Origin of the sequence: Nocardioides caldifontis, from assembly GCF_008087345.1 — a bacterium.
GTDB lineage: Bacteria > Actinomycetota > Actinomycetes > Propionibacteriales > Nocardioidaceae > Marmoricola_A > Marmoricola_A caldifontis.
This window is the reverse complement of the sequence record NZ_VHIB01000011.1, coordinates 127,485-150,406: the sequence shown is the minus strand read 5'-3', so window position 1 is coordinate 150,406 and position 22,922 is coordinate 127,485. Positions and strand designations below refer to the sequence as shown.

22 protein-coding genes are annotated in these 22,922 nt (G+C 72.7%); 16 read left to right on the top strand and 6 right to left on the bottom strand.

What is annotated here, in order from left to right; genetic code table 11:
* The first annotated feature begins 141 nt into the window (after positions 1-141).
* The 5 genes from pepN to FIP57_RS17910 all read left to right on the top strand — a co-directional run bounded on the left by pepN (position 142) and on the right by FIP57_RS17910 (position 6,026).
* Positions 142-2,577 (top strand): aminopeptidase N, encoded by a 2,436-nt coding sequence (gene pepN, locus FIP57_RS17930; protein ID WP_148574910.1) that lies wholly within the window; start codon positions 142-144, stop codon positions 2,575-2,577.
* A gap of 97 nt (positions 2,578-2,674) precedes the next feature.
* The gene (efp, locus tag FIP57_RS17925; RefSeq protein ID WP_148574909.1) at positions 2,675-3,238 is read left to right on the top strand and encodes an elongation factor P; all 564 of its coding nucleotides are present in this window, start codon (positions 2,675-2,677) and stop codon (positions 3,236-3,238) included.
* A gap of 8 nt (positions 3,239-3,246) precedes the next feature.
* Complete coding sequence (gene nusB, locus FIP57_RS17920; protein WP_148574908.1) at positions 3,247-3,654, top strand: transcription antitermination factor NusB; 408 nt, start codon at positions 3,247-3,249, stop codon at positions 3,652-3,654.
* A gap of 32 nt (positions 3,655-3,686) precedes the next feature.
* Positions 3,687-4,472 (top strand): response regulator transcription factor, encoded by a 786-nt coding sequence (locus FIP57_RS17915; protein ID WP_148574907.1) that lies wholly within the window; start codon positions 3,687-3,689, stop codon positions 4,470-4,472.
* A gap of 162 nt (positions 4,473-4,634) precedes the next feature.
* The gene (locus tag FIP57_RS17910) at positions 4,635-6,026 is read left to right on the top strand and encodes a dihydrolipoyl dehydrogenase family protein (protein WP_148574906.1); all 1,392 of its coding nucleotides are present in this window, start codon (positions 4,635-4,637) and stop codon (positions 6,024-6,026) included.
* A 12-nt stretch (positions 6,027-6,038) separates the two neighbouring features.
* On the opposite strand, the gene FIP57_RS17905 is transcribed toward FIP57_RS17910, so the two are convergent.
* A complete protein-coding gene (locus FIP57_RS17905) occupies positions 6,039-6,734 on the bottom strand; it encodes an acetoacetate decarboxylase family protein (protein ID WP_148574905.1) in 696 nt (231 codons plus the stop codon).
* Between the two features lie 113 nt (positions 6,735-6,847).
* Between FIP57_RS17905 and FIP57_RS17900 the strand changes: the two genes are divergently transcribed.
* From FIP57_RS17900 to carB, 6 genes are all read left to right on the top strand, one after another.
* The gene (locus FIP57_RS17900; protein WP_148574904.1) at positions 6,848-7,648 is read left to right on the top strand and encodes a hypothetical protein; all 801 of its coding nucleotides are present in this window, start codon (positions 6,848-6,850) and stop codon (positions 7,646-7,648) included.
* Between the two features lie 186 nt (positions 7,649-7,834).
* A complete protein-coding gene (gene pyrR / locus FIP57_RS17895) occupies positions 7,835-8,341 on the top strand; it encodes a bifunctional pyr operon transcriptional regulator/uracil phosphoribosyltransferase PyrR (protein WP_238993578.1) in 507 nt (168 codons plus the stop codon).
* Complete coding sequence (locus FIP57_RS17890) at positions 8,338-9,324, top strand: aspartate carbamoyltransferase catalytic subunit (RefSeq protein ID WP_148574902.1); 987 nt, start codon at positions 8,338-8,340, stop codon at positions 9,322-9,324. The genes pyrR and FIP57_RS17890 overlap by 4 nt, the downstream gene beginning before the upstream one ends.
* Entirely contained in the window at positions 9,321-10,610 is a 1,290-nt protein-coding gene (locus tag FIP57_RS17885; protein WP_148574901.1) for a dihydroorotase, read from the top strand. Before FIP57_RS17890 ends, FIP57_RS17885 begins: the two co-directional genes overlap by 4 nt.
* 1 nt (position 10,611) lies before the next feature.
* Entirely contained in the window at positions 10,612-11,730 is a 1,119-nt protein-coding gene (gene carA / locus FIP57_RS17880) for a glutamine-hydrolyzing carbamoyl-phosphate synthase small subunit (protein ID WP_148574900.1), read from the top strand.
* Positions 11,730-15,035: a carbamoyl-phosphate synthase large subunit gene (carB, locus tag FIP57_RS17875; RefSeq protein ID WP_148574899.1), complete on the top strand. Its 3,306-nt coding sequence runs from the start codon at positions 11,730-11,732 to the stop codon at positions 15,033-15,035. The genes carA and carB overlap by 1 nt, the downstream gene beginning before the upstream one ends.
* A 243-nt stretch (positions 15,036-15,278) precedes the next feature.
* Here the strand turns inward: carB and FIP57_RS17870 are convergent, their stop codons facing one another.
* Positions 15,279-15,644 (bottom strand): YciI family protein, encoded by a 366-nt coding sequence (locus FIP57_RS17870; RefSeq protein ID WP_148574898.1) that lies wholly within the window; start codon positions 15,642-15,644, stop codon positions 15,279-15,281.
* A gap of 332 nt (positions 15,645-15,976) precedes the next feature.
* Complete coding sequence (locus FIP57_RS17865) at positions 15,977-16,615, bottom strand: CPCC family cysteine-rich protein (RefSeq protein WP_162529856.1); 639 nt, start codon at positions 16,613-16,615, stop codon at positions 15,977-15,979.
* Here FIP57_RS17865 and FIP57_RS23355 point away from each other — a divergent pair.
* Entirely contained in the window at positions 16,610-16,993 is a 384-nt protein-coding gene (locus tag FIP57_RS23355) for a hypothetical protein (protein ID WP_162529855.1), read from the top strand. The genes FIP57_RS17865 and FIP57_RS23355 overlap by 6 nt on opposite strands.
* 373 nt (positions 16,994-17,366) lie before the next feature.
* On the opposite strand, the gene FIP57_RS17855 is transcribed toward FIP57_RS23355, so the two are convergent.
* The gene (locus tag FIP57_RS17855; protein ID WP_148574895.1) at positions 17,367-17,660 is read right to left on the bottom strand and encodes a hypothetical protein; all 294 of its coding nucleotides are present in this window, start codon (positions 17,658-17,660) and stop codon (positions 17,367-17,369) included.
* A gap of 9 nt (positions 17,661-17,669) precedes the next feature.
* A complete protein-coding gene (locus FIP57_RS17850) occupies positions 17,670-18,209 on the bottom strand; it encodes a hypothetical protein (RefSeq protein WP_148574894.1) in 540 nt (179 codons plus the stop codon).
* A 180-nt stretch (positions 18,210-18,389) separates the two neighbouring features.
* On the opposite strand from FIP57_RS17850, the gene FIP57_RS17845 reads away from it, so the two are divergent.
* The 3 genes from FIP57_RS17845 to FIP57_RS17835 are packed head-to-tail and all read left to right on the top strand — an operon-like array spanning position 18,390 to position 20,186.
* Positions 18,390-19,364, top strand: a complete 975-nt coding sequence (locus FIP57_RS17845; protein WP_203231330.1) for an RNA polymerase subunit sigma-70 — start codon at positions 18,390-18,392, stop codon at positions 19,362-19,364.
* A gap of 2 nt (positions 19,365-19,366) precedes the next feature.
* The gene (locus FIP57_RS17840; RefSeq protein ID WP_148574892.1) at positions 19,367-19,810 is read left to right on the top strand and encodes a DUF6069 family protein; all 444 of its coding nucleotides are present in this window, start codon (positions 19,367-19,369) and stop codon (positions 19,808-19,810) included.
* 43 nt (positions 19,811-19,853) lie between these two features.
* Entirely contained in the window at positions 19,854-20,186 is a 333-nt protein-coding gene (locus tag FIP57_RS17835; RefSeq protein WP_148574891.1) for a hypothetical protein, read from the top strand.
* A 3-nt stretch (positions 20,187-20,189) separates the two neighbouring features.
* Here the strand turns inward: FIP57_RS17835 and FIP57_RS17830 are convergent, their stop codons facing one another.
* On the bottom strand, positions 20,190-21,473 hold the full coding sequence (locus FIP57_RS17830; protein WP_148574890.1) for a serine hydrolase domain-containing protein: 1,284 nt from the start codon (positions 21,471-21,473) through the stop codon (positions 20,190-20,192).
* A 146-nt stretch (positions 21,474-21,619) separates the two neighbouring features.
* Here FIP57_RS17830 and FIP57_RS17825 point away from each other — a divergent pair, with 146 nt between their 5' ends.
* Positions 21,620-22,921 carry an Nramp family divalent metal transporter gene (locus tag FIP57_RS17825; RefSeq protein ID WP_148574889.1) on the top strand — a complete coding sequence of 434 codons (1,302 nt, stop codon included), beginning with the start codon at positions 21,620-21,622 and terminating at the stop codon, positions 22,919-22,921.
* Position 22,922: the final 1 nt, after the last annotated feature.

Genomic DNA, 22,922 nt, shown 5'->3' with positions numbered 1-22,922 from the left:
TGGCCCGCACGGGTGGTTGCCACGATCGGGACGGAGGGCTGTCTGGACGTCCCGTCCTCATGTCCGCGGGGGAATCCCGGTGGAGCGCCGCGGAGCGCCGACCTAGGGTGGCCGCCGACCCCGGACCAGTGGAGGAGCCGCATGACCGTCCGCAGCCTGACCCAGCGTGAGGCGGAGGAGCGCGCCGCGCTGCTCGCGGTGGAGAGGTACGACATCGACGTCGACCTCACCGACCTGCCCACCGGCCCCGAGCTGCGGAGCACCTCGACGGTCCGCTTCACCTCCCGGGAGGTCGGGGCGTCCACGTTCGTCGACTGCGCGGCGGAGGTCGTGGAGGCGACCCTGAACGGCGAGCCGCTCGGGCCGGCGGAGGAGGGGCGCATCGAGCTGCCCGGCCTCGCCGCGGACAACGTGCTGGTGGTCCGGACGGTCCAGCGGGAGACCACCGACGGCGAGGGGGTCCACAAGGCGGTCGACCCCGCGGACGGCGAGGTCTACCTGTGGACGTCGTTCGAGCCCGACGAGGCGCGGTTCGTCTGGGCGTGCTTCGACCAGCCGGACCTCAAGGCGCGCTGGGGCTTCACCGTCACGGCGCCGGCCGCCTGGCGGGTGGTCAGCAACATGGAGCACCGGGAGGTCGTCGACGAGGGCGACGCCCTCCGGTGGAGCTTCCCGGACACGCCGCCGCTGTCGTCGTACAACCCGGTGGTGCTGGCCGGCCCGTTCCACGAGGTGCGCCGCGAGGTCGGCGGCCACGACCTCGGGATCTTCTCCCGGCGGTCGCTTGCGAGCATCCTCGAGCGCGACGCCGACGAGCTGTTCACCGTCACCGCGCAGGGGCTCGCCTTCTTCGCCGACGCCTTCGGGCTGGAGTTCCCCGAGCGCAAGTACGACCAGGTGTTCCTGCCCGAGCTGGGCGGCGCGATGGAGAACTACGGGTGCGTCGCCTGGTCCGACGCGTTCCTGCGCCGCGCCGAGCCCACCCACGCCGAGCTGGAGCTGCTCGCCAAGGTGCTGCTCCACGAGATGGCGCACATGTGGTTCGGCAACATGGTCACGATGCGCTGGTGGGACGACCTCTGGCTCAACGAGGCGTTCGCGGAGTTCGCCTGCAACTGGGCCGCCGAGCGTGCGACCCGATACACCGACGCGTGGGCGAGCCACCTCGCCGACGACGAGATCGACGCGTACCTCGCCGACCAGGGGCCCACGTCGCACCCGATCCGGCAGCCGATCATCGACGTGGAGCAGGCCGCCTCGATCTTCGACGCGATCACCTACCCCAAGGGCGCCTCGGTGCTCCAGCAGCTGATGACGTACGTCGGTGAGGAGCGGTTCCGGGTGGGGATGACGGCCTACTTCGCCGAGCACGCCTGGGGCAGCACCACGCTGGAGGACCTCATCGACGCGCTGGCCGCGGCCAGCGGACGGGACCTCGACACCTGGCGCCGGGGCTGGCTGGAGACCGCCGGCACCGACCGGTTCACCCTCGAGCGCGACGGGGACCGGTTCACGCTGGTCGGCCGGGGCCCCGGCGGGGGCGAGCCCCGGCCGCACGTGCTCGCGGTCGGCGCCTACCGGGACACCGGCGCGGGTCTGGAACGGGTGGCCCGGGCCGAGGTCGAGGTGCAGGGCACGACGACGCCGGTCGAGCTGCCCGCCGACGCCGACCTCTTCCTGGTCAACGACGACGACCTGACGTTCGTGACCGTCCGCCCGGACGCCGCGTCGCGTGAGGTGCTGGTCCGCTCCGCAGGGCGGCTGCCGACCGCGATCTCGCGGGCCGTCGCGGTGGCCACCGTGCTCGACATGCTGGTCGATGCCGAGGCAAGCCCGGCCGAGGCGGTCGAGTGCCTCACCGGCGTGCTCGCCGTCGAGACCAGCGACGCGGTCGTCGAGCCCTACATCCGGCGCGTCTGCGACGTCGTCGAGCTCTGGGCCCCGGGGCGCGAGCGGGCCGACCTCGCCCGGGCCGTCGCGGCGACCTGCCGGACCATGGCCGGGACGCCTGGCCGGGCCCAGGTAGCCCTCCGGGGGTTGGCCCGCGTCGGGGACCAGGACGACGTCACCTGGCTCTCCGGGCAGGCCGGCGACGACGTCGACCTCGCCTGGCGCGCGCTGCAGCGCTCCGCCGAGCTCGGCGGGGACGTGGACAACGCCGTGGAGCGGCTCGAGCAGCGGGACCCCGACCCCGACGCGTGGGTGCGGGCGCTGGCGGTGCGCGTCGCGCGGCCGGACGCCGCGGCGAAGGAGCTCTTCTGGCAGACCGCGGTCGTGGAGCGCCGAGTGCCGATCGGCGCTTTCGGCCAGGTGGCGGGCGCCTTCTGGCGACCGGGCCAGGACGAGCTGCTCGCGCCGTACGCCGAGAGGTACCTGGAGCTCCTGCCCGGGCTGGACGCCGGCGGGATGATCCCGGCGATGGTCCACACCAGGCGGCTCTTCCCCCTCCACGGCGTGGACACCGGCTACCTCGACCGGGCCGTCGCGGCGGCCGCAGGCGCTGCGCCGGTCGTCCGCAAGACGCTGATCCAGCAGGCCGACGAGGTGCGGAGGATGCTGGCCTCGCGCGGCCGGTAGGATCAACGGTCGGCCCCGGGACGATCCGTGGCCACCACGCGGCCGGTTCGGACCGCCGCGGTCCACGCTCCCTGAGACTCACGAGGTTCATCTGCGCATGGCGACGACCAACGACCTGAAGAACGGCATGGTGCTCAACCTGGACGGCCAGCTGTGGCAGGTCATCTGGTTCCAGCACCACAAGCCTGGCAAGGGCGGCGCCGTCGTCCGCACCAAGCTGAAGAACATCGAGTCCGGCAAGACGGTGGACAAGACGTTCAACGCCGACGTGAAGGTCGAGGTCGCGAACGTCGACAAGCGGACGATGCAGTACCTCTACAACGACGGCACCAGCTACGTCTTCATGGACACCTCGACCTACGACCAGCTCGAGATCAGCCCCGACATCGTCGGTGACGCCGCCAATTTCCTCCTCGAGCAGCAGGAGGCGATCGTGGCCACCAACGAGGGCCGCGTGCTCTACATCGAGCTGCCCGCCTCGGTCGAGCTCCTCGTCGAGTACACCGAGCCCGGACTCCAGGGCGACCGTTCCACCGGTGGCACGAAGCCTGCGCGCCTCGAGACCGGCCACGAGATCCAGGTCCCGCTGTTCATCACCACCGGCGAGAAGGTCAAGGTCGACACCCGCGACAGCAGCTACCTCGGCCGCGTGACCAGCTGAGCACCCGGATGTCGGCACGCACCAAGGCCCGCAAGCGCGCGCTCGACGTGCTCTTCGAGAGCGAGCTCCGGGGGCTGCCGCTCGACGGCACGCTCGCGGAGCGGCGGGAGGCCAACGAGCCGCCTGTCAACGACTACACGGTGACGCTGGTGCAGGGGGTGGCCGAGCACCGCGAGCGGATCGACCAGGTGCTCGCGTCGTACTCCGAGGGATGGACGCTCGAGCGGATGCCGGGGGTCGACCGCAACGTGCTGCGGCTCGGCGTCTACGAGGTCCTCTACCGCGAGGACGTCCCCGACGCCGTCGCGGTGAGCGAGGCGGTGGCGCTGGTGCGTGACCTCTCCACCGACGAGTCGCCGTCGTTCGTCAACGGCGTCCTCGGCACGATCGTGCGGAACAAGACCAGCATCGCCTGACGAAGTAAGGCCACCCGCGTTACCGTTCGGTGGTGGCACCGCAGACCGACCGGCGTGCCGACCGCCGCCTGGATCCCTGGCTCGACCTGGTCAGGGACGCGGTGCTGCACGCAGGGCCGTTTCCCGACCGGCTGATCCGGGAGCAGCTCCACCGCGAGTTCGGCAGCTATGTGGTGGGCGGATGGTCCGACGGGGCCGACGTGGCCATCGACGAGGCGGTGCCGACCTGGCCGGTGGCGCAGGTCGAGGAGCACTGGCGCCACGGCGGTTGGCGACGCCACCCGCTGCCGCGCTGGTACACCGTCGCGCCCGACCTCACGCCGATGACGATCGAGCGGGTCCCCACCTGGCTGGTCACCGAGCGTGACCGCGACGAGCTGCGGGAGGCGCTGGTGCCGCCCGAGGTGCAGCAGCAGATGTCGATCATGCACTTCCGCGAAGGCATGCGGCGCCGAGCGTTCACGCTCGGCCGGGCCGGGACCGACTTCTCCGACGGGGAGGTCGCGTTCGCCCGCCAGCTGCAGCCGCTGCTCGCGCTGCTCGACCGCCAGGCCCAGGTGCTCGCCGAGGTCGACTCCGAGACGCTCGCCGGGGAGCTGGGGGTGAGCGGTCGCCAGCTGGCCGTCCTCGAGCTGCTCGACGAGGGGCTCACCGCCGAGGCCATCGGGCGGCGGCTCGGGATCTCGCCGCGCACCGTGCAGGTGCACCTGCGCCACGTCTACCGGGCGCTGGACGTCCACGACCGGCTCCTGGCGGTCCGGATCTACCGTGACGTGCGACGTCGGCTCAGCGGGCGCGACGTACGCAATCCTGCGTAGTTCCGTTGAGGGTCGAACCCCGACCCACTTACCTTCCTCCTGTGGCCACCGTGGTCGCCGAACCGCATCCACGGCGAACCAGCCGCGCTGCGTCGGGGGTCGCGGCTGTTCCACCGGGCTCGTTCGGTGACCACGGTGGCCCTCCAGTGGCAGGGTGGCCCCATGACCTCCGGCAGCGGTTCCTCCAGCACCTCCGACGTCGACGTCGTCGTGGTCGGGCTCGGTCCCGGCGGTGAGGCGGCTGCCACCAAGCTCGCCGCCGCCGGTCTCTCGGTCGTCGCGGTCGACAAGCACCTCGTGGGCGGCGAGTGCCCCTACTACGGGTGCATCCCGACCAAGATGATGATCCGGGCCGCCGACGCCCTGGCCGAGGCCCGCCGCGTCCCGGGGCTCGCGGGCGAGGCCACGACGGTCGCAGACTGGGCCCACGTCGCCCGGCGGATCCGCGAGGAGGCCACCGACGACTGGGACGACACCGTCGCCGTCGAGCGGCTCGAACGCGCCGGGGCCACGGTGGTGCACGGCCTGGCGCGGCTCGTCGGCCCCCGGACGGTGGAGGTCGACGGCAGGACCTACCGTGCCTCCCGCGGCGTCGTGGTCAACACCGGTACGGCGCCCGGCGCCCCGCCCGTCGACGGGCTCGCGACCACGCCGTACTGGACCAACCGCGACGTCGTGCGCATGGACCGGCTGCCGGGCTCCATGGCGGTCGTCGGGGGCGGTGCGATCGGCTGCGAGGTCGCGCAGGCCGTGGCGCGGTTCGGGGTCCGGGTCACGGTCCTCGAGGTCGCCGACCGGATCCTCGCCCCGGAGGAGCCGGAGGCGAGCGCGCTGGTCACCTCGGTGTTCACCGGGGAGGGGATCCGGGTGGTCGCCGGCACCACGATCAAGCGCGTGGACCACGGCGACGGCACGTTCACGGTCACCCTCGAGGGCGAGACCGTCGAGGCCGACCGCCTCCTGGTGGCCGCCGGCCGCCGGGCCAACCTCGCCGACCTGGGGCTGGAGAGCGTCGGGCTCGACCCCGCGTCACGGTTCCTCGACACCGACGGTCGGATGCGGGTCCTGCGCGACGGCGAGCCGGTCGAGGGGCTGTGGGCGGTCGGGGACGTCACCGGCAAGGGCGCCTTCACCCACACCTCGATGTACCACTCGGGGATCGTCGTGCGCGACATCCTCGGCGAGGACGGCCCCGAGGCGGACTTCCGCGCGCTGCCGCGGGTGACCTTCACCGACCCCGAGGTGGGGTCGGTCGGGCTCACCGAGGCGAAGGCCCGCGAGCAGGGGCTCGACGTGCGGACCGGGAGCGCGCAGCTGCCCAGCTCGTCGCGGGGGTTCATCCACGCCGCGGGCAACGACGGGTTGATCAAGCTGGTGGCCGAGGGGGACCAGCTGGTGGGAGCGACCTCGGTGGGGCCGAGCGGCGGCGAGGTGCTGTCGATGTTGACGACCGCGATCCACGGCCGGGTGCCGGTGAGCACGCTGCGGTCGATGATCTACGCCTACCCGACCTTCCACCGCGCGGTCCTCGACGCCCTGGAGGACCTGGGCTGAACCCCTCGGCCCTCACTCCGGGCTGGGGGCGTCCAGGGCGAACTCGCCGGACTCGATCACGGCGCCCAGGTGGCGCCCCGGGCGCAGCCAGGCCGGCAGCGGCCCGTCGGACGCCACCTCGACCTGCACCAGCGCCGGACGGACCCGACCGCGGCCGGTGAGGTGGGCGGCGCCCACGGCGCCCCCGGGGAACTGCTGCCGGGCGGTGCCCACGAGCCGCACCGGGAGCGCCGGGCCCACGCGGACCGGCGTCGCGCTGACCCGCCAACGGCGCTCGTCGGCGCCGGTGGCGGCGAAGGTCTCGCCGCGTCCCACGCCGCCCGTGAACGAGGCGAGGGTCTTCGGCATCGCCCAGTTGGTGCGGCCGCCGACGAGGCTGGCCTCGGAGTCGACGGCCATGAACGCGACGCTGCCCCAGCCACGCCTGCCTGCGGCCGACGCGACGAGGCCGAGCACCTCGTCGTACGCCCCGACGGGGGTCTCGGCGTAGCGGACGAACCCGCCGACGACGCCGAGCGCCCGGCCGCGCACGGCGGACGGTGTCGCGGCGGCCGCCGCACGGCCACCGCGCGAGAGCCAGACGACCGCCTCGCACCGGCAGGTCCACGGCGCCGGGGCCAGGTTCTCCGGCAGCCGGTCGACGAGCGCGCCACCGAGCTGCGTCTCGGGGACACCTCCGACTCCGGTGAGCTCGGGGCGGTCGACCACGGTTCCTCCTCGTCGTGCGGGAGCCACCGACGGTAGGGGCTCGGAGGCGACGCGGAACAGAGAGATGCGGCCAGGTGCGCGGGAGCCGGGCGCCGGTCGTTAGGGTCCCGGTCATGGCTCGGGACACGAGGTGGGCGCGGGGCGGCGTTGTCGTGGTCGGGGCGGTCGTCCTCATTGCCGGCTCGCTGGCGGGGTGTTCGTCCGACGAGGACCGGCCCGAGGACGCCTCCGGGTCCGTGGCCGCGAGCCCCACACCCAGCGAGTCGACCAGCGAGTCGACCAGCGAGTCCCCGAGCGCCTCCCCGACGGAGCCGTCGTCGGACCCCACCGGCTCGCCGGCCCCCACCGCGAGCAGCGAGCCTCCGGCGCCGGCCGACGACCCGGCCGCCAGCGACCCGCCCGAGCAGGGGTGCGACCCCGCCGCCTTCACGCCGGAGGCCCGGGTCGACGTGCGCCGGACGGCCGAGCAGCTCCTCGGGTTCACCGTCCACAGCGTCGCCCCGGGAGGCGCCGTCCGGTCCAAGGGGGAGCAGGTCGAGCTCTTCGAGGCGCTGTTCAGCGGCATCGTCGACGCGCAGGGTGCGGAGGTCGCCGGCCCGCTGCGCGCCGCCGTCGTCGAGCGGCTCGGCGCCGGCGTCGTCCGCGACGGGGTGGAGGAGCTCCGCGTCCCGCTCCGGCTGCGGAACACCTCGGGGAAGAACCGCTCCTACGTCGTCTACGCCTACGCCACCCGGAGCGAGGGGCGCTGGACCGCCACCGTCTGCCAGGACGGAGCCTCCGACGCCGGCCCGACCGAGGTGCGCGGCACCTTCGCGGCCTGGCAGCGGCTCGACCACGGGGTCGTCCAGTGCGGCACCGACCCGGCCAAGCTCTCGCGGGTCGGCCAGGACGCCCAGCTCAACGGCTGCGGCTGACCCTGTTAGGGTGTCGGCGATCGACGTCCTTTAACGAGCCGTCCCGTGAGGCGGAGAAGGAGGTCAGGCGCACTCGTGCATGCCCAGCCTGCGAAGCCCGTTCCCCCGCCCGACGCCGGCGACACCGCCGTCGGAGCCACGCCCCCCGAGGAACCGGCAGGCCGGGTCGTCCTCGACGCGCGTGACATCTCCCGGGCCCTGACCCGGATCGCCCACGAGATCCTCGAGCGCAACAAGGGCGCCGCGGACCTCGTCCTCCTCGGCATCCCGACCGGCGGCGTGCCCCTCGCCCGTCGCGTCGCCGAGCGGATCGCCATCGTCGAGGAGCGCCCCGTCGCGGTCGGCTCCCTCGACGTGACGATGTACCGCGACGACCTGCGGATGCGCCCGCCGCGCGCGCTGCTCCCCACCGAGATCCCCGCCGGCGGCATCGACGACAAGGTCGTCGTGCTCGTCGACGACGTGCTCTTCTCGGGGCGCACCATCCGGGCAGCGCTCGACGCGATGAACGACGTCGGCCGGCCGCGGGCGGTGCGGCTCGCCGTGCTCGTCGACCGCGGCCACCGCGACCTGCCGATCCGCGCGGACTTCGTCGGCAAGAACCTCCCGACCGCCCTCGACGAGACGGTGAGGGTGCGGCTCGGCGAGATCGACGGCGCCGACGACGTCACGATCAGCGGGGGTGCGGCATGAACCGCCACCTGCTGAGCGCGGGCGACCTGACCCGCGACGACGCCGAGCTGGTGCTGCGCACCGCCGAGGAGCTGCGCAGCCTCGCGGACCGCCCGATCAAGAAGCTGCCCGCGCTGCGCGGCCGCACGGTGGTCAACCTGTTCTTCGAGGACAGCACCCGCACCCGGATCTCGTTCGAGGCGGCCGCGAAGCGGCTCTCGGCCGACGTCATCAACTTCGCCGCCAAGGGCTCCAGCCTCAGCAAGGGCGAGAGCCTCAAGGACACCGCCCTGACCCTCGAGGCGATGGGCGCCGACGCGATCGTGGTCCGCCACTCCGCCAGCGGCGCCCCGCACCGGCTGGCGCACACCGGCTGGACGAGGTCGAGCGTGATCAACGCCGGCGACGGCACGCACGAGCACCCGACCCAGGCGCTGCTCGACGCCTTCACGATGTGGCGCCACCTCGCCCCCGGCGGAGCCGGGAAGTCCGGTGGGGGGCTCGACGGGCGCCGGATCGCGGTGGTGGGCGACGTCCTGCACAGCCGGGTCGCCCGCAGCAACGCGCTGCTGCTCCGCACCCTCGGCGCCGAGGTCACGCTGGTGGCGCCGCCGACCCTCCTGCCGGTCGGTGTCGAGGGGTGGGACGTCGAGACGTCGTACGACCTCGACTCGGTGCTGCCCAAGGCCGACGCGGTGATGATGCTGCGGGTCCAGCGCGAGCGGATGAGCGACGCGTACTTCCCGACGGTGCGCGAGTACTCCCGCCGCTACGGGCTGGACTCCCGCCGGATGGGGCTGCTGCAGGAGCACGCGCTCGTCATGCACCCCGGCCCGATGGTCCGCGGCATGGAGATCACCGCCGACGTCGCCGACTCCTCCCGCTCGGTCATCGTCGAGCAGGTGACCAACGGGGTCGCCGTCCGGATGGCGGTGCTCTACCTCCTGCTGGCCGGCAGCTCCGAGCCCACCCTCACCACCTCCGACCCGGGAGCGTCCGAGTGACCTCGTACCTGATCAAGAACGCCCGTCCGTACGGCGGGGAGCCCACCGACGTCCTGGTGCGCGACGGGGTCGTCGCCGAGCTCGGGGCGTCGCTGACCCCCGAGGAGGGGACCGAGGTCGTCGACGCCGGCGGCGCGGTCCTGCTGCCCGGCCTCGTGGACCTCCACACCCACCTGCGCGAGCCCGGCCGCGAGGACGCGGAGACCGTCGACACGGGCACCCGGGCGGCCGCCCAGGGCGGGTTCACCGCGGTGCACGCGATGGCGAACACCGACCCCGTCGCGGACACCGCGGGGGTCGTGGAGCAGGTGTGGCGGCTCGGTCGCGAGGCGGGTCACTGCGACGTCTACCCGGTCGGCGCGGTCACCGTCGGGCTCGCCGGCGAGCAGCTCGCCGAGCTGGGCGCGATGGCCGATTCCGCGGCTCGGGTGCGGGTGTTCTCCGACGACGGCAAGTGCGTCTCCGACGCGGTCCTGATGCGCCGGGCGCTGGAGTACGTCAAGGCGTTCGACGGCGTGATCGCCCAGCACGCCCAGGAGCCCCGGCTCACCGAGGGCGCGCAGATGAACGAGGGCGACCTCTCCGGTCGCCTCGGGCTGCGCGGGTGGCCGGCGGTCGCCGAGGAGGCGATCATCGCCCGCGACTGCCTGCTGACCGCCCACGTCGGGAGCCGGTTGCACGTCTGCCACCTGTCGACCGCCGGGTCGGTCGACCTGGTGCGCTGGGCGAAGAGCAACGGGTGGAACGTCACCGCGGAGGTGACGCCGCACCACCTGCTGCTGACCGACGACCTCGCGGCAACCTACGACCCGATCTTCAAGGTCAACCCGCCGCTGCGGACCGCCGCCGACGTCGAGGCGGTGCGCGCCGGCCTGGCTGACGGCACGATCGACGTCGTCGCCACCGACCACGCGCCGCACCCGCACGAGGACAAGGACTGCGAGTGGTCCGCAGCCGCGTTCGGGATGCTCGGGCTCGAGACCGCGCTCTCCGTCGTCCAGCACACGATGGTCGACACCGGGCTGCTGACCTGGGAGCAGGTCGCGGACCGGATGTCGGTCAGGCCCGCGGAGATCGGCCGGGTCGCCGACCACGGCCGGCCGATCGCGGTGGGGGAGCCCGCCAACCTCGTGGTGTTCGACGCCTCGGTGACCCGGGTCGTCGACCCCACGGAGACCGCGAGCCTGTCGCGGAACAACCCCTACGCGGGTCGTGAGCTGCCGGGACGCGTGGTCGCCACGTTCCTGCGCGGCCGGCCCACCGTGCTCGACGGGAAGGTGCTCTGAGATGGCAGAGGCGTTGCTGGTCCTCGAGGACGGTCGCACGTTCCGCGGCGAGCCGTTCGGGGCCGAAGGGGAGACGTTCGGCGAGGCGGTGTTCTCGACGGGGATGTCCGGCTACCAGGAGACGCTGACCGACCCGTCGTACCACCGGCAGGTCGTGGTGATGACGGCACCGCACGTGGGCAACACCGGGATGAACGACGAGGACCCGGAGAGCAGCCGCATCTGGGTGGCCGGCTACGTCGTGCGCGACCCGGCCCGGGTGCCGAGCAGCTGGCGGTCGCGGCGCAGCCTCGACGACGCGCTGCGCGACCAGGGCGTCGTGGGCATCTCCGGGGTCGACACCCGTGCGCTGACCCGCCACCTGCGGGAAAGGGGCGCGATGCGCGTCGGGATCTCGACGGTGGAGACGGACCCGGCCGCGCTGCTGGCGCGGGTGAAGGAGTCCGCGGAGATGACGGGGCTCGAGCTGGCCGACGAGGTCACGACCAGCGAGCCCTACGTCGTCCCGGCGGTGGGGGAGAAGCGGTTCACCGTCGCGGCGGTCGACCTCGGCATCAAGTCGAACACCCCGCGGATGATGAGCGAGCGCGGCATCGAGGTGCACGTGCTTCCCGCCGTGTCGACGATCGACGACGTCCTGGCGGTTCAGCCGGACGGGCTGTTCTTCTCCAACGGCCCCGGGGACCCGGCGGCGACGACCCATCAGATCGAGCTGCTGGAGGCGGCGCTGCAGCGCGGGATCCCCTACTTCGGGATCTGCTTCGGCAACCAGCTGTTCGGCCGGGCCCTCGGGTTCGGCACCTACAAGCTGAAGTACGGTCACCGCGGCATCAACCAGCCGGTGATGGACCGCACCACCGGGCGCGTGGAGGTGACGGCCCACAACCACGGGTTCGCCGTCGACGCGCCGCTCGACCGGCCGACCACCACGCCGTACGGCGAGGCAAGCGTGAGCCATATTTGTCTGAATGACAACGTCGTCGAGGGGCTGGAGCTCCGCGACGCCGACGGGAACCTCAAGTCGTTCTCGGTGCAGTACCACCCGGAGGCCGCGGCCGGACCGCACGACGCGGCCTACCTCTTCGACCGGTTCTGCGAGCTGATGGGGGACAAGGCCTGATGCCCAAGCGCACCGACATCAAGAGCGTGATGGTGATCGGCTCGGGGCCGATCGTCATCGGGCAGGCGGCCGAGTTCGACTACTCGGGCACGCAGGCCTGCCGCGTCCTGAAGGACGAGGGACTGCGGGTGGTCCTGGTGAACTCCAACCCGGCCACGATCATGACCGACCCCGAGTTCGCCGACGCGACCTACATCGAGCCGATCACGCCGGAGTTCGTCGAGAAGGTGATCGCCAAGGAGCGCCCGGACGCCCTGCTGGCCACCCTCGGCGGCCAGACGGCGCTCAACGCGGCGATGAGCCTGGCGGCCAACGGCGTCCTCGAGAAGTACGACGTCGAGCTGATCGGCGCCAGCATCGAGGCGATCGACCGGGGCGAGAACCGCGAGTCGTTCAAGAAGATCGTCGAGGAGCTCGGGGGAGAGGTGGCGCGTAGCGTCATCTGCCACTCGATGGACGACTGCCTCGGCGCGGTCGAGGAGCTCGGCTACCCGGTCGTCGTCCGGCCGAGCTTCACGATGGGCGGGACCGGCTCCGGGATGGCGCACGACGAGCACGACCTCCGGCGGATCGCCGGGGCGGGGCTCGCGGCCAGCCCGACCACCGAGGTGCTCCTGGAGGAGTCGATCCTCGGGTGGAAGGAGTACGAGCTGGAGGTGATGCGCGACCAGGCCGACAACGTCGTCATCGTCTGCTCGATCGAGAACCTCGACCCGATGGGCGTCCACACCGGCGACTCGATCACGGTGGCGCCGGCGATGACGCTGACCGACCGCGAGTACCAGTACCTGCGCGACCTCTCGATCGGCATCATCCGGTCGGTCGGCGTGGACACCGGCGGCTGCAACATCCAGTTCGCGGTGAACCCCGAGGACGGCCGGGTGGTCGTCATCGAGATGAACCCGCGGGTGTCGCGCAGCTCGGCGCTGGCGTCGAAGGCGACCGGGTTCCCGATCGCGAAGATCGCCGCGAAGGTGGCGATCGGCTACACCCTCGACGAGATCCCCAACGACATCACGGCGGAGACCCCGGCGAGCTTCGAGCCGACGCTCGACTACGTCGTGGTGAAGGTGCCGCGGTTCGCCTTCGAGAAGTTCCCCGCGGCCGATCCCGCGCTGACCACGCACATGAAGTCGGTCGGTGAGGCGATGGCGATCGGGCGGAACTTCACCGAGGCGCTGCAGAAGGCGCTGCGGAGCCTCGAGTCCAAGTCGGCGCCGTTCGACTTCTCGCGGCCGCCGCGCCCGCTCGACCAGCTGCTCGCCTCGGTCACCGTGCCCCACGACGGGCGGCTCGCGGAGGTCATGGAGGCGATCCGCGCCGGCGCGACCCCTGAGCAGCTCTTCGCCGTCACCAAGATCGACCCGTGGTTCCTCGACCAGCTGTTCCTGGTGCACGAGGTGGCGGTCCGCATCGGCGAGGCCGACGAGCTCGACCCGGCCACGCTGCGGCTGGCGAAGCGGCACGGCTTCTCCGACCTGCAGGTCGCGCACATCCGCGGGCTCGGCGAGGACGTCGTCCGCGGGGTCCGGTGGGCGCTGGGGATCCGGCCCGTCTACAAGACCGTCGACACCTGCGCTGCCGAGTTCGCCGCCCGGACGCCGTACCACTACTCGTCGTACGACGAGGAGACCGAGGTGCAGCCCCGCGAGAAGCCGGCGGTGATCATCCTCGGCAGCGGCCCCAACCGGATCGGCCAGGGAATCGAGTTCGACTACTCCTGCGTCCACGCCAGCCTCGCGCTCGGCCAGGACGGCGGCGCCGGCTTCGAGACGATCATGGTCAACTGCAACCCCGAGACCGTCTCGACCGACTACGACACCAGCGACCGCCTCTACTTCGAGCCGCTGACCCTCGAGGACGTGCTGGAGATCTTCCACGCGGAGTCCAAGGCGGGGCCGGTGGCGGGCGTCATCTGCCAGCTCGGCGGGCAGACGCCGTTGGGGCTCGCGCAGGGGCTCCAGGACGCCGGGGTGCCGATCGTCGGGACGTCGCCGGCTGCGATCCACCTCGCCGAGGAGCGCGGTGCGTTCGGCCGGGTGCTGGCGGCGGCCGGGCTGCCGTCGCCCAAGCACGGCACGGCGGCGTCGTACGACGAGGCGCGGGTGGTCGCGGAGGAGATCGGCTACCCGGTGCTCGTCCGCCCGTCGTACGTCCTCGGCGGCCGCGGGATGGAGATCGTCTACGACGACGACGCGCTGAAGACCTACCTCGCCGAGGCGGCGCCCGGGCTGATCAGCCCCGACCGCCCGGTGCTCATCGACCGGTTCCTCGACGACGCCGTGGAGATCGACGTCGACGCGTTGTACGACGGCCAGGAGCTGTTCCTCGGGGGCGTGATGGAGCACATCGAGGAGGCCGGGATCCACTCCGGCGACTCGTCGTGCGCGCTGCCGCCGATCACGCTCGGCCGGGAGACCATCGAGCGGATCCGGGAGTCGACGGAGAAGATCGCCGAGGGCGTCGGCGTCCGCGGGCTGCTCAACGTGCAGTACGCCCTGAGCTCCGACGTCGTCTACGTCCTCGAGGCCAACCCGCGTGCGTCCCGCACGGTGCCGTTCGTCTCCAAGGCGACCGCGACCCCGCTGGCGAAGGCCGCGGCCCGGGTGATGATGGGCGCGACGATCGCCGAGCTGCGCAACGAGGGGTTGCTTCCCGCGTCGGGCGACGGTGGGGAGCTGCCGCCGGACGCGCCGATCGCGGTCAAGGAGGCGGTGCTCCCGTTCAACCGGTTCCGGACCAGCGAGGGCCACTCGGTCGACGCGATCCTGGGGCCGGAGATGCGCTCGACCGGTGAGGTGATGGGGTTCGACGCGTTCTTCGGCACGGCGTTCGCCAAGTCGCAGACCGCGGCGTACGGCTCGCTGCCGCTCGAGGGCAAGGTGTTCGTCTCGATGGCGAACGTCGACAAGCGCCACATGGTGTTCCCGGTGAAGCGGCTCGCGGACCTCGGCTTCGAGATCCTCGCGACCCAGGGCACCGCCGAGGTGCTGCGCCGCAACGGCGTTCCCGCGACCGTGGTCCGCAAGAACAGCCAGGGCCCCGGGCCGGACGGCGAGCCGACGATCGTCGGGCGGATCCTCGACGGCGAGGTCGCGCTGGTGGTGAACACCCCGCACGGCGCCACCAAGGGCGCGTCGATCCGGCTGGACGGCTACGAGATCCGGACCGCGGCGGTGGTCACCGGAGTTCCGTGCATCACCACGGTGCAGGGGCTCGGTGCGGCGGTGCAGGGCATCGAGGCTCTCCGGGCGCACACGATCGGCGTGCGGTCGCTGCAGGAGTGGGCCCGCATCACCAGCTGAGTCGCCCAGGGTGGTTGAGCCTGCCGAAACCACGCAAGCCCCTGCCTGGTTGGGGAGAACCGGTCCAGCCCTGGTCCAGGGCGACCGGGTGCTCCACCTGCGCCATCAAGTGAGCCGACCGACATGATCCGGTCCGTGGGGCCGGCTCAGTCGTGCCGTCCTGGGTCGAGATCGGCGTCGGGATGCTGGCCCTGACGTGGCCGGGGAGAAGGAGCCGCTACGACGCGCAGCGGGAGCACGCGGTCACCTGGCCCCCGCGACCTCGCCCAGCATCGCCTCGAGCTCGGCGTCGTCCATGACCGCTCGGACCTCCTGCGCGCAGCGGCACGCGGCCGCGAACTTCGCGGCCCACTCCAGCGCCTCCTCGCGGGTCGGGACGTCCACGATCGCGATCCCGCCGAGGAGCGTCGGCACCGCTCCGGCGGAGACCGTCCCGTCGGTGCCCACGAGGTCCCCGGGCTCCGTCGCCATGCCGCCGCTGACGACGTACGCACCCGCGCTGATCGCCTCCCGGCAGACCGCGTGCGCGGCCCGGCCCACCTCGGCCATCTCCTCAACGGAAACGTGGTCCATCGCGCCGGTGGGGAACGTGATCAGGTACTTCGTCATCGACAGCCCTCCCTCTCGCGGGCGTCCGCCCGTCTCCGGCACGTTAGGCGCGCGGGCCGGTCGGGGCCAGGCTTCGTCAGCGGGGTGACGACCAGCCTCGTCCCCCAGTGGTGGCCATCGCCGGAGCCAGGTCGAGCGATCCGGCGCCGCGGACGACGGTCAGCGCACCATGCGGAGTGTGATCACGGCACACCCGCGGCCGGGATGGCGGGCCCGGGATTGCGGTCGACCTGTTCGACGAGCCCGCAGTCCGCCGGGCGTTGGTCGCCTCGTCCGGCCGTGCAGCCCAGCGCATCGCTCTGGGGGAGCGCTCGCCAGGTCGCGGGGCCTGGTCAGCCGCTCAGGCGGAAGCTGCCGGTACGCAGCTCCGCCCACCGCCGCAGGAACGTCCCGGGCCGGCTGTGGCGGAGCAGCCATAGAGCCGCGTGGAGAGGGTGCCGGCGGTAGAAGTGCTCGTCCTGGGTGAGCCGGGACTGGAGCTCCAGGTACGCCTCGGGCAGCGTGACGCCGTGCTCCCGACCGAGGTCGCGCAGCCGCTGCTTGACCTCCTGGTGCGACAGCGCAGGCGCCTGCGACCGCAACGAGCGCAGGCCCGCGTTGTACGCCTTGAACGGCCCCTCGGGGTCGTCAGCGATCTCCTGCGCCACGCGACGGGTTTCCTCGTCCCACCGGCGCCGCTCCTCCTCGTGCGTCCGCCGCACCCGGGCGACGAGGTCGTCGGTCAGCTCGTACGGCCGCCAGCCCGGGTCGCGGGCCTCGTGCTTCTTTGGGGCGCGCACCGAGCCCGGTCGCAGTCGGTACGGGCGGCGCTCCGCCAGGAACTCCTGCTGCGCCTCGACCAGCGTGCGTCCGTTCGGACCGCTGAGCTCCCACGGCTCGCCACCGTCGTCCTCCCACCAGCACACCGGGCACACGTCGTAGTCGGCGCGACCCGGCAGGGTCCGGTAGCCGCAGCACGGGCAGGGATGCATGAGAGCAGTCTCGCTGCTCCGGGAGGTCGTGGGTGGCGAGCGGCTGCGCGGGTAAACGGCGTCGACCATGCTGACCGGCCGACCGAGCTCATCACCGACCAGCTGTGGCACGGCGGGTGCCCCGTCGACTTCGGCTGGGTCAGGAACACCGGCATCGCGGTCGTGCTCGACCTCGCGGAGGCGTACCCGTCCGCGGACCAGATCGACGGGCTGATGTACCTCAAGGCGCCGCTCGCCGACGGTGACGAGCTGCCTCACCCGGAGCTCACCCTCGGCATCGCCCGGCCCGTCGCCGACCTGGTCGGCGCGGGCCACGCCGCGTTGGTGCACTGCACCTTCGGCAGGAAGGCGCCGGCGGCTCGCGCTCAGCCGCGCTGACGGCTGCGTCAGAGAGCGACCTCCTCGCGACCCAGTCGAGAGGCCGACCGTGCGTCCGGGCGTCCCACTGACCACCTTCGCCCCCACCACTTAGGCGACTGCCGACGAGCTGCGCCAGGTCGTCGGCAGCCGCAGCGGGCGCCGCACGGGCGTGCTGGGCGTCCCACCGGCCGGGCGGCTCGGGAACGGGCAGCGAACAGGCCTCGTCCGCTCCGACAGTGGCTGCGAGCGTCGCGGGAAGAGCGTCCGGACGCTCGACCGGTGAGGTGCCGGCAAGGGCGCGCGAGGCCGCAGACACGACAGACACAGGGGTGTCCGGCAAACCGTACGCGACCGGCCTCGTGCCCGCCGAGGACCGGGGCGAGGAGCCGGGTCAGGTGTTGGCGACGAAGTACAGGACCCCGCCGATGCTGGTGAGGACACCGAGCATCACGGCAGCCCCGCCGAGCGTCCGGGCCCACGCGGCCCGCGCCGCACGCGCTGCCTGGAAGGCCACGGCGGTCGCCGCGAAAGGCGTCGCCGCCACCAGGAGTCGGGCGATCTCGGTGGACGGGACCAGGGAGGAGGGCCCGGCGAGGACGTGGTCGAGCCCGCTCCAGGCGCCCAGCATCAGCGCCACGATCAGGGTGAAGGAGGCGATGACGCGGGCCTCGGCGCTGGTGTCCATGTGCGAAGGCTAGGGCACGGCATTCGTGCCGTTTCCCGACACGCGGACCTCGGCCTCGAACCCGCCGTCGACCGGTGCGACGATCCCGCCGAGCACGCCGACCAGCACCCCGATCGCGACCAGTGAGCCGATCGGTGCGCCCACGCCCGCCGGAGGCCTGGTGCGCTGCCAGGCGTACCAGGCGGTGCGGCGGAACAGCAGCAACCCGCCCAGCGCCACGAAGGTGGACACCACGGAGAGCAGGACGAGGAAGGCGTCGCCCAGGTGGTCGGCCGTGACGAGGCGGAGGAGCTCGGCGATGGCGCTCAGCGTCAGCACGACCCAGGCAAGGACCACGCGCACGGTGCGGGCCCGGACGACCCCGGCGGAGACGTAGCCGACGACGAGGGCGCCGAGGACGACGGAGACGACGAGCGAGACCTCGTTCTGCGACCGGAACCCCTGGTCGACCAGCTGCACCACCTGACCGGCCACCGAGGCCCACGCCACCACCCAGATCGACCGGGGCAACGGCGGCGTGGCTCTCGGTCCGGCGGCCCCCTCGGTCATCGCGCCATCCTCGCACCCCACCTGCCCGACGCAGCGCACCTGGCGACGGGCGACAGGCGCGTCGATGATCGCTGCACCGGCGCCGGTGTGATGAGTGGTCGCCCTCCGTCCCGTCATACCGACGACAGGACACGAGAGAACGGCGACGTGATGAGCGTGGTTCGAACCGAGGAGCGGCTGATGAGCGGTCTGGCGGAGGTCGACGAGCAGGAGTTCACGAGGTCGGCCGAGCGCCATCGCCGCGAGCTGCACGTGCACTGCTACCGGATGCTCGGCTCCTTCGAGGACGCCGAGGACACCGTCCAGGAGACGTTCCTCCGGGCCTGGCGGCGGCGCGAGACGTTCGAGGGTCGGTCGACCTTCCGGGCGTGGCTCTACCGCATCGCGACCAACGCCTGCCTGGACCTCCTGGACAAGCGGAGGCCGAAGGCCGCCACGGGCGGCGAGGTGCTCTGGCTGCAGCCCTACCCGGACCGGTTGCTCGACGAGCTCCCGGCCGACGATGCCGAGGACCCGGCGACCCTCGCCGTCGCCCAGGAGACGATCGAGCTCGCCTACCTCGTCGCGGTCCAGCACCTCGCCCCACGGCCGCGGGCGGTGCTGGTCCTGCGCGACGTGCTCGGCTGGCCGGCGAGGGACGTCGCCGACCTCCTCGGCGACTCGGTGAACTCGGTCAACAGCGCCTTGCAGCGGGCCCGTGCCGGCATGCGCGAGCACCTGCCCGGCGACCGCCAGGACTGGGCCGGCGACAGGACGGACCCCGCGACGCGCGAGCTGGTGCGCCGCTACGTCGAGGCCGGTGTGGCCACCGACGTCGACGGCCTCGCCGCCCTGCTGCGTGACGACGTCCGCTGCTCCATGCCGCCCACCCCGGGGGTGTACGTCGGACGCGAGAACGTCCTCAGGGACTGGCTCGAGAGCGGCTTCGGCGAGCTGACCGGCTTGCGGGCCGTCGAGACCTCGGCCAACCGCCAGCCGGCCATCGCGTTCTACGAGTGGCGCGAGCAGGAGGATGCCTACCTGCCGCTGACGCTCGACGTCCTCCGGGTCTCGGGCGGTGCGGTCAGCGAGATCACCACCTTCCACGCCGACCAGTTCCCGCGGTTCGGCCTGCCCGACCGGCTGACCACCGAGGACACCGAAGAGGGGCGGTGACCATGACCAGCGCTGCACAGACCCACGTCGCCCCCGACCGGGTGGCTCCGGCGCGCCGGCCCCGGCTGCGCGTCGTCGCCCTCACCGGCCTCGTCGCCACGCCCGTCGCGATGACCGCCACGGCACTCGGCGCCGCGCTCGCCCGGTCCGTCGGCGTGGACTTCCAGATCCCCGGCGGAGGTGAGCAGGTCCCCGTCGCCGGCGTGGCCGTGGTGACCGGGTTCTTCTCCCTCGTGGGCGTCGTCATCGCCCTCGGCCTGCGGTGGTGGAGCCGCCGTCCCGCCGTACGGTTCCTGCAGACGACCGTGGCGCTGACCGCCGCCTCGATGGTCCCGCCGTTCCTGTCCGGAGGTAGTGCCGGGACCGTCACCGCGCTCGTCGCGCTCCACCTCGTCGCCGCGGCCGTGATGGTCCCGCCGTTGACGAGGAGCCTCCGCGCGGCCTGAGCCGGGGTTGTCGCGGGGTGGAAGCCCTGCGAGGCTCCTCCCCATGCAGCCCGGCCAGGTGCCCGCGCCCTTCGAGCCCTTCCTGGCGATGGCCGACACCGTCGCCCGGGAGCGGCCCGAGGTGGACGCGGCGCTGGCACGGGAGGTCTTCCTGGAGGCCGCGACCTTGCTGCACAACGGGTTGGCGCTCGACGGGCTCGATCCGCACGACACCGACGCCGTGGTGGCCGGGCTCTGCGACGACCTGGTCTCCGACGACCCCGGTGCCGCGGTACGACGCCACTCGGAGCAGGTCCTGCGGAAGCCAGGGGAGCTCCACGACCCGGAGGCGGTGTCCGCGGCGTACCTGGTCTCCGCCTCGATCCTCCAGCTGTGAGGGTCAGCGGGCCACGCGGGCGTCCGGGGGCGCCGGCCAGGGCTCGACCCCCTGGCGGCCCCCGGCGGCCGAGCGCGGCGGTCCGCCCGGGCAGGTCGCGGCGAACGCGGCGTCGACGAAGCGGAAGACCTGCTGGATCGGACGCCCGGAGCGGTCGATCGCCCGTCCCGTGGCGGCCACGGTCACGCGGCGCCGGCCGTCGGGGGAGGAGAACGACCAGGTGTACGTCCCCCAGGTCGCGCCGTCGTGCCCGTGCACGAACTTGCCCGGGCGGCACGGGTCCGGCAGCCGGTAGCTGCCCAGCCCGTAAGGCAGCCCGGACTCCTCGTCGACCGCGACCACCGAGCGCATCGTGCGCACCAGCCCGGGCGGCAGCAGGTCACCGCGGGACAGGGCCTCGTGGAACCGGTTCAGGTCACGTGTGGTGCTCACCAGCGCGCCGGCGGCGTCGAACATCGACGGGTGCGACCGGCCGAGGTCCTGCAGCCCCTCGAGCCGGGCGTACTCGTGGAGCCTCGGCCAGCCCACCCGAGGGGTACGCGCGAGCTTCGACTGGGTCATCCCGGCGGGCCGGAGCACCCGGTTGTGGACCAGCCGCGGCAGGTCCTTGCCGGTCGCCATCCGGAGCATCAGCCCGACCACCACGTAGCCGGTGTTCGAGTAGTCCCAGTCGGTGCCCGGCTCGAACACCCAGGGCTGTCCCTTCGCCGCGCGCACCAGCGCGCGAGGAGTGCGCTTCCTGCTGATCGCGCGCAGGAACTCCGGCGTGGTCTCCGCCTCGGCGATCAGCGGCACGATGTAGTCCGGCATCCCGCTGGTGTGGCTCAGCAGCTGACGGAGCGTGAGGTCGGACCGCTCGGGCCACACGCCTGGGAGGACGTCGCCGATCGTGGTCCCCAGGCTCCACCGCCCCTTGGCGACCAGCTGGAGCGCAAGCACCGCGACCAGCTGCTTGGTGACGCTGCCGGCGCGGAACCGGGCACCCGGCTTCGCGGCGCGTCGGGGATCGACCGTCGCCCGTCCGTCGGCGAGCCGCCAGGTACGGCGCGGGTTCACGACCTCGGCCACGGCACCGACGCCACCCGCTTTGACGACCCGGTGCAGCCGCCGCTCGAGCACCCGTGCCGGGCGGGGCGTCTTCGAGCCGGCGGAGGCGCCCGAGGAGGTGTCGGGAGAGGCGTCCCGGGGACCGGCCGGCTCCGCGACGACCGGCTGGCCGGTGAGGGGCAGGACGAGACCGGCGAGCAGGGCGGCGGCGAACCGTCCCGCCCGAGGGGTGCGCAGCATGGAGGATCTCCTCGTCGGGGGGCGCGACCCACCAGCCCTATCAACCGGGTCGGGGAGCGCGTCAAGACCCCGAGAGAAATTGTCGTGGGGGTGCGAACGGGTCCTCTCCTGGGGAGCATCCAGGACAACCCCTCCGGGAGGACACGATGAGCACACCCCAGGACGTCGAGCGGACGACGGACGACACGCCTCGGTGGAAGGTGATCGGGCCCGGCCTCGTCGTCGCCGCGACCGGCGTCGGTGCCGCCGACCTCGTGGCCACGCTGGTCGCCGGGGCGAAGTTCGGGTACACCCTGCTGTGGGTCGCGGTGCTCGGCGCGGTGATCAAGGTGGTTTTGGTCGAGGGGGCCGGCCGCTACTCGCTCGCCACCGGACGCACGATCTTCGAGGGGTGGCGGAGCCTCGGCCGGTGGACGACGTGGTACTTCGCGCCGTACATCGTCGTCTGGGGGCTCGTGTACGGCGCCACCGCGATGTCCTCCTCGGCACTGCCCCTCGTCGCGCTCTTCCCCGACCTGTCGCTGCGCTGGACCGCGATCGTCATGGGGCTGGTCGGCCTCGCGCTGGTGTGGCTCGGCACCTACCGCACCTTCGAGAAGGTCATCGCGGCCTTCGTCGGCGTGATGTTCGTCTGCGTCGTCGGCGCGGCCGTGCTCACGCTGCCGAACCTCGGCGACGTGGTGCTCGGGCTCCGGCCGATCTTCCCCGACGACTCGATCATCAACGTGCTCGCGATCGCCGGCGGCGTCGGCGGCACGATCACGCTGGCGGCGTACGGCTACTGGCTGAGAGAGAAGGGGTGGCACACCCCCGCGTTCATGCGCGTGATGCGGCTCGACAACGGCGTGGCCTACGCGATGACCGGAATCTTCGTCGTCGCGATGCTGGTCGTGGGCGCCGAGCTCTACTACTCCGCCGGCATCGCCGCCGAGACCGGCGACCAGGCCCTGGTGCAGCTCTCGGACGTGCTCGAGGACCGTTACGGCGAGGTGTTCGGGAAGATCTTCCTCGTCGGCTTCTTCGCCTCGTCGTTCTCGTCGCTGATCGGCGTGTGGAGCGGGGTGAGCCTGATGTTCGCCGACTACGTCGGGAACCTGCGCGGGCTGCCCAGCGGCCACCCCGACACCCGCACCGGCGGGCGCTTCTTCAAGGCGTACATGCTGTGGCTGACCTTCCCGCCGATGCTGCTGCTCCTGCTCGACCAGCCGGTCGGGCTGATCCTGGCCTACGGCACCCTCGGCGCCCTGTTCATGCCGTTCCTCGCGATCACGTTGCTGGTCCTGCTGAACCGGCGTCGGGAGGGCGCGCTGCCGCACACCGAGGTGCCCGAGCGGTGGCGCAACGGCTGGCTGTCCAACACGTTCATGGCGCTGTGCGCGGTGCTGTTCGTGGTGCTGGCGGCCAACGAGCTGCGCACCACGCTCTCGGAGAACCTGTCCTGGTGGTGAC